At 71.2% G+C, this 6,802-nt stretch carries 4 protein-coding genes and 2 pseudogenes; 5 read left to right on the top strand and 1 reads right to left on the bottom strand.

From position 1 onward, the window contains the following. Positions 1 to 87 precede the first annotated feature (87 nt). From fxlM to ACWDCZ_RS28820, 3 genes are all read left to right on the top strand, one after another. Positions 88 to 2,166, top strand: coding sequence for a methyltransferase, FxLD system (gene fxlM / locus ACWDCZ_RS28810; protein ID WP_449817348.1), 2,079 nt, complete (start codon positions 88 to 90; stop codon positions 2,164 to 2,166). Between the two features lie 5 nt (positions 2,167 to 2,171). After that, complete coding sequence (locus tag ACWDCZ_RS28815) at positions 2,172 to 3,308, top strand: hypothetical protein (protein WP_449817349.1); 1,137 nt, start codon at positions 2,172 to 2,174, stop codon at positions 3,306 to 3,308. A gap of 605 nt (positions 3,309 to 3,913) precedes the next feature. Then, positions 3,914 to 4,492 carry a hypothetical protein gene (locus tag ACWDCZ_RS28820; RefSeq protein ID WP_449817350.1) on the top strand — a complete coding sequence of 193 codons (579 nt, stop codon included), beginning with the start codon at positions 3,914 to 3,916 and terminating at the stop codon, positions 4,490 to 4,492. Positions 4,493 to 4,691: 199 nt separating this feature from the next. On the opposite strand, the gene ACWDCZ_RS28825 is transcribed toward ACWDCZ_RS28820, so the two are convergent. Next, positions 4,692 to 5,126 (bottom strand): winged helix-turn-helix transcriptional regulator, encoded by a 435-nt coding sequence (locus ACWDCZ_RS28825; RefSeq protein ID WP_387824843.1) that lies wholly within the window; start codon positions 5,124 to 5,126, stop codon positions 4,692 to 4,694. Positions 5,127 to 5,251: 125 nt separating this feature from the next. Between ACWDCZ_RS28825 and ACWDCZ_RS28830 the strand changes: the two are divergent. Both ACWDCZ_RS28830 and ACWDCZ_RS28835 read left to right on the top strand, forming a co-directional pair. Continuing rightward, a pseudogene (locus ACWDCZ_RS28830) lies at positions 5,252 to 6,529 on the top strand (DHA2 family efflux MFS transporter permease subunit); the annotation flags it as partial. Between the two features lie 178 nt (positions 6,530 to 6,707). After that, positions 6,708 to 6,802 (top strand): annotated as a pseudogene (locus tag ACWDCZ_RS28835) (DUF721 domain-containing protein); the annotation flags it as partial.

Raw genomic sequence — 6,802 nt, forward strand, 5'->3', positions numbered from 1 at the left:
CGCACGCTGGGCGGCACCCCACCCCCGCCGCCTCGCGCTCTCGCTCCGGGCGTCTGCCTCCTGACCGCCTGACCAAGGACCGTTTCGATGACCACCGGCTGGATCCAGCACGACCTCACCTTCCCCAACCCTGCCACCGTCGAACAGATCACCGCCCACCACCTGGCCCCCGTCCTCGCCTACGGCCAGAACTCCGGCGCGCTGAACGGCTGGTGGTACATGCGCAAAATGGGGCTGCGACTGCGCTACCGCGCCGCCGACCCCGCCCTCGTCATCACCGCGCTCCTCGACGTGCTCGCCGAGGAGGGACTCCTGACGGACTGGGCCACCGTGATCTACGAACCGGAAACCGAGGCGTTCGGCGGCCCCGACGCCATGGAGATCGCCCACCGGCTCTTCCACACCGACAGCCGGCACCTGCTGGCCCGTACCGCCGAGCCCGACCCGCCCGCACTCGGCCGGACCGAGACCCTCGTCGTCCTCGTCTCCGCCATGCTCCGCGCCGCCGGCCTCGACTGGTACGAACAGGGCGACGTCTGGGCCAAGTTCGCCGAACTGCGACCCGAGCCGCCCGCCCTCGCACCCGTACGGGCAGCCCCCCTGACCGCCGCGATGCGCCGCCTGATGACCCTCGACACCCGCCGACTCACCCACCCTGGTGAACCGCTCGCCGGCCAATCCGACTGGGTCGACGCCTTCGAGAAGGCCGGACAGGACCTCGTCCGCCTGGCGCGCGACGGCCGCCTCACCCGCGGGCTACGCGCCGTCCTCGCCCACCTGATGATCTTCCACGCCAACCGCGCCGGCCTGCCCGTCGAGCACCAATCCGCCACTGCTGCACGCGCGTTGGAAACCGTCTTCCATTTCGGCGAGGGCCCCACGTCCTCGCAGCCCACCATCCGCACAACCACTAGGGTCGCCGACGTGACTACTCTCAGCAATAGCGCCGCCACCTCCGCGGAGCAGCTGCGCAACAGCCTTACCGACCGTCTGCTCGCCCAGAAGCACATCACCAGCACCTCGGTGGAGCGTGCCTTCCGCACCGTTCCCCGCGAGCACTTCCTGCCCGGCTTCCCTCTGGAGGCCGCCTACGCCGACAACCCCACCTACACCAAGACCGACGGGTCCGGCACCCAGATCAGCGCCGCTTCCCAGCCCGCCATCGTCGCCCTGATGCTGGAGCAGCTCGACGCCCGGCCCGGCCAGCGCGTCTTCGAGGCCGGGGCCGGGACCGGCGTCAACGCCGCCTACCTGGCCACCATCGTCGGCCCGGACGGGCACGTGGTCGCCGTCGACGTGGACGACGACCTCGTCGACGGCGCCCGCAAGCACCTCGCGGACGCCGGGATCACCAACGCCGACGTGGTCCTCGGCGACGGCGCGCTCGGTCACCCCGACGGCGCCCCGTTCGACCGACTGATCGCCACCGTGAGCACCAGCGAGGTGCCCACCGCCTGGCTCCGGCAGGTCAAGCCCACCGGGCGGATCGTCCTGCCGCTGCGTCTGCGCGGCACCGCCTCGCGCACCATCGCCTTCGAGCGCGGCGAGAACGGCTGGGTGTCCGTCGACGACCAGCTCGCCGTCTTCATGCCGCTGCGCGGCAGCATGGACGACGCCCGCCGCACCGTCGCCCTGACCCACCAGGGCGACGTCACCCTCCAGGTCCACAAGGACCAGAGCGACGCGGTCCACGCCGACCTGCTGCTCGGCGTCCTCGACACCGAGCGCCACGACGTCTGGACCGGCGTCACCATCCCGGCCGGCACCACCTACGAGTACCAGGACCTGTGGCTGGCCCTCACCCTCCCCAACTCCCTGATGCGGATGGCCGTCACCGGCACCGCCCGCGAACGCGGCGTGAACCCGATGTTCGGCTGGGGCGCCATGGCCACCGTGGACGCCGCCTCCCTCGCCTACCTCACCCTGCGCCCCGGCCCACCCGACACCGACGGCCGCAAGACCTACGAGACCGGCGTCATCGGCCACGGCCCGACGGGCGCCGCCCTCGCCGACCTCGTCACCGACCAGATCCGCACCTGGAACGCCGGCTACCGCAGCCGGAAACCGCGCTTCGAACTCCCTGACTCCCCCGCCACCGCTGCCCCGGACGCCGGCCGCTTCGTCCTGGACCGCCCCCACCACCCGATCACCGTCACCTGGGAGTAGCCCGCGTGCACCCGACCGGACCAATCGCCCAGCGCTTCCCGCTGGTCGCCCGCCACCGGCCCGCGTGTCTGCCCCTCGACACCCGTGTCGGCCGGCTCACCGAGCTGGCCGACACAGCCTCCCGGCAGGACGATCCCAGCCTCGCCTCCGCCGTCTTCAACCAGGCGGCCCTCCTCGCCTCCGACCTCGCCCTGCCCGGCTACGCCCGCGAACTCTGCCACCGCCACGCCGCCCTCTACCTCACCCGCGGCCCACTCCCCGCGACGAGCGCCATCCGCGGCCTCGAACCCGTCGTCAACCTCGCCCGCCTCCGCATTCGTGCCGGCCACTACCAGCACGGCCACCAGCTCCTCCTCGACCTCTACCACGCCGTCACCACCGCCACCGAGACCGCCCTCGACGGCATCACCATCCCCGCTCGCCTCACCGAGACCGACCAACAGCGCGAAGTCCGCCGGTGGCTGTGGCGCGTCCTCATCGCCGACGGCACCCGCGCCCTCACCACCGCCGGCCGCTGGACGGATGCCCTGCGCCACATCGAGCAGCACCGCGGCATCGGCCGGCGCATCCTCGACGGCCGCCAGGTCGCCGTCCTCGCCCACGCCACCGCCAGCGACCTCCCCGGCGCCCTCGCCCTGCTGGCCGACACCGAGCCGGGCGCGCCCTGGGAGAACGCCGTCACCGCCGTCCTCACCGCCCTGTGCCGCCCCGGCGGCCGGCCCGCCGCCGAAACCGCGATCGACCACTGCCTCACCCTCGAACCCGATGAGGGCCTGGCCGTCTTCACCACCCGCCTCGCCCTGACCGCGATCGACACCGCCGGCCCGGACACCCCCGCCTCCCGAGACCTGATCGAGCAGCTCTCCCACCGAGCGGGTGAAACGGGCGACGGCTACGCACTGCGCGACCTCCTCGCCCACCCCGGTGTCCGTGACCGCCTCGGACCCGGCCGGACAGCCGAACTCGCACAGACCCTCGCCGCCTGCGCGCTCGGCTCCGCCACCCTCCCCGAGCCCCTCCGCGACCAGCTGGAGGCCGCCCTCGCCGACGCCCGGGCGGTGCTCGAAGCCTCCCCGCCGGACCCGGTCCCACCCGCAGGAAACCCGTTCGGGCATCACATCCCCAGAACAGCACACAGCTGAAGCAGCCTTCGGAGTTGCCTCAAACGGGCGAGAGTCACAGGACGGCAACTCACGGGACGGGCGCGAGGCTCTCACGAGCTACTACACATCGACGGTCTGACCAGGCATGCTGCCGAGTCGATCCCCGCTGACGCCTGATCGTCCCTCCAGAAGGGATGATCAGGCGTGGTGTGTCAGCGCAAGGCGGCCCTGGCCGGGTCGGCTCATCTGAAACTCCTCTCCGGCGTGACAATCGAAGCGAGGATGCACAACCGACAGGCCCAGCAGAAGGCTTGTGGGCTTCATGACGAGACGGTTGAGGACCGGGAACGGCTGATCCGCCGCGCCCCGGACCGCACCCGACCGGCCGGATCCGCGGGGCCGGCCCCGCCGCGGTAGGTGTAGGAGACATACTCGGCGACGCCCTCCCGTACGCGAACCGGCCTCGGTCGTCGCGTGGCTGGAGGTTCTCATGGAACGGACGGTTTGGTCCGGAGCCTCGGGCGCACGACGAAGACCCATTCCGGCACCCGGCACCTCCTACTCCAGGGCCTCCTAAGTACATTTCATACATTGGGAGTTGATGCTACTTTCCATGTACTGATGCAACTCAGGGAGGGGTTGAAGTGAAGGTCACGTTCATCCAGGTGGAGGGCACGGCAGAAGAGCTGGACGCGTCCGACGTGGGAAGGCAGCTCATCGCCGCGATGGGAGTGGGCCCGACGCCCGCCAGCCGTCCCACCGCAGGGGAGGACGCGCCGATCGGGGGCAGCTGGCAGTCGCTGCCGATTCCCGGCCTCGCGGCCGAGGGCCAGGCGGAGGTGAGGAAGATGCTGACCCGGAACCCCGCCGCCGAGCAGTTCGTCTCGTTCCTCGAGGAGACGACGTCGTGGCCCAACGCCGCGCTGCACGGGGTCAAGCGGAAGACCCACCAGGAGGGAGAACCCCTCGACTACAGCGACTACCTGCGCCTGCGACGGCAGGGAAGCCAGCTCGGCGGGTTCGCGTACGTCTACGCCGACACCGGCGTGGTCAACCTGCGGCTCAACTACGACAGCGACGCCGCGACCCTTCACGGCATCGCGCCGGACGCCTATCTCGTCCCCAAGGGCCACCGGGCCTACCGGGTGAGCGTGCAGATCACGGACGAGGACACGCTCCGCCAGGCACTCGAACTCGCCGAGATGGCCTACAAGCTGACGTAGCCCGGGATCGTGGCGGTCAGGCCGAGCCCTGCTCGCCACCAACGTCCTTGCTTCATCCGGCAGTTCTTCGGGCGCCGCCGCGCCGAACGGCTGGGGTCAGGACCCGGCGGGCCGCCTCCTGCCGGTCGACGTGCAGTACCCGGGCGAGCCCGCCGAGCATGATGACGGGCTCGCCCTTCGCATAGCGGAGGGCCTGGCCTCAGAGGTCTCCGGTGCCCGCCGCCAGTTGCTCCCGGTCGTAGGAGTCGCGCGAGAGGGCGATGGCGTCGCGGTGGCGTTCCGCCCAGGCGGTGAGGCCCTTGAGGGAGGCGTAGAGTTCGGCGGCCATCTCGGTGCCGCGGTACTCCACCTTGGGCGGCACGGTCGCGTAGACGGTGCGTTCGATCAGTCCGTCGCGTTCGAGGTTCCGCAGTGTCAGGGTGAGCATGCGGCGGCTGATTCCGGGTACGGACCGTTCGAGTTCGGTGAAGCGGACCGGGCCGTGGCTGAGGTTGAGCAGGATGCCGATCGCCCACTTGCCGCTGATCCGGTTGAGCGCCTCCAGGACGGTGCACGCCTCGCGGGCGGGGGCCGGGTCGTCGAGGCCGCCGGTCTCGTCGATGTCCTCGATCACATCGTTGTTCCCCAGGAACATGAAAGTGCCTCCTTACGGTGGACTTGATGGTCACACATGATGGTCGCTGTAACAAGAAGTGCCCTCAGGGAGCGCGGGCGCCACCGGGCGCCCCTCCCGGGCCATTCCCCCGAAGGACTGCTCCGATGACCACGCAAGCCCCGCCGTCCCTCCAGCCTTCCAGGTCACGCTGGTTGGCACTGGGGCTCCTCTGCACCGGCAACCTGATGATCATCCTCGACGGTTCGATCGTGACCGTCGCCCTCCCGACTATCCAGACCGACCTCGGCTTCACCCAGTCCGGCCTGGCCTGGGTGGTCAACGCCTACCTCATCGCCTTCGCCGGGCTGCTGCTGCTCTCCGGCCGGCTGGGCGACCTGCTGGGCGGCAAGCGCGTCTTCAGCGCGGGCCTGGGCCTGTTCACGGTGGCCTCGCTGGCCTGCGGCCTGTCCTCCTCCTCGACGGCGCTGGTGGTGTTCCGGTTCGTCCAGGGGGTCGGCGGGGCGCTCGCCTCGGCCGTCGTCCTGGGCATGATCATCACCCTGTTCCCCGACGCCGGCGAGCGCGCCAAGGCACTGGCGGCGTACGCGTTCGTCTCCGCGGCCGGCGCCTCGCTGGGCCTGATCCTGGGCGGCGTGCTGACGCAGAGCTTCAGCTGGCCGTGGGTGTTCTACGTCAACGTGCCGATCGGCCTGGTGGCGCTCGTGCTGACGCAGAGCGTGGTGCCCGGCGGGAAGGGAGCGGGGCTGCGCGAGGGCGCCGACCTGATCGGTTCGGTGCTCGCCACCGGCGGTCTGATGCTGCTGGTCTACACGATCATCAAGGCCGAGGAGTACACCTGGGGCGACGCCCGCACGCTGGGCCTGCTGGCCGGCTCGCTGGTGCTGCTGGTCGGTTTCGTGGTCCGCCAAGCGTACGCGGCCAAGCCGCTGCTGCCGCTGCACATCTTCCGCTCCCGGGCGGTCTCCGGCGCCAACGGCATCATGGTCCTGATGGTCGCCGGCCTGTTCGGCTACCAGTTCTGCACCGCGCTCTACTTCCAGAACGTCCTGGGCTACGACGCGCTGAAGACCGGGCTCGCCTTCCTGCCCGCGCCGGTCACCATCGCGATCGTCTCGCTGGGCTTCGCGGTCAAGCTGAACCAGAAGTTCGGGCCCCGCCGGGTGCTGGTCGTCGGCCTGCTGCTGGTGGCCGCGGCGCTCGCGCTGCTGGCCCGGGTGCCGAGCGACGGGAGCTTCCTCGTCGACATCGTGCCGCCGTTCGTGCTGCTCGGCCTCGGCTTCGGCGCGGCCATGCCGGCGCTGATCGGCCAGGCCATGTCGGTCACCTCGCCCAACGACGCCGGCATCGCCTCCGGCCTGGTGAACACCACCCAGCAGGTCGGCGCCTCGATCGGCACCGCCGTGCTCGCCACGGTGGCCGCCTCCCGCACCGCGACGCTGCTCGGCGAGGGCGACAGCAAGGTGGCGGCGCTCACCGGCGGCTTCCACCTCTCCTACGGGCTCAGCGCCCTGTTCGTGGCGGTCGGCGTCCTGGTGGCCGCCTTCGTCCTGCGCAGCCCCGCGGACGGCGCCGAGAGCGCCCCCGAGTCGGACCTCAAGTCTGAACCACGAACTGGGCCACGGGACGGTCCGGACCATCAAGGTGCTCGGCCCCGCGGCGCCCACCCGCGGCTACGGCCGGCTGCGCGCGCCCGG

Source organism: Kitasatospora sp. NPDC001225 (assembly GCF_053597855.1).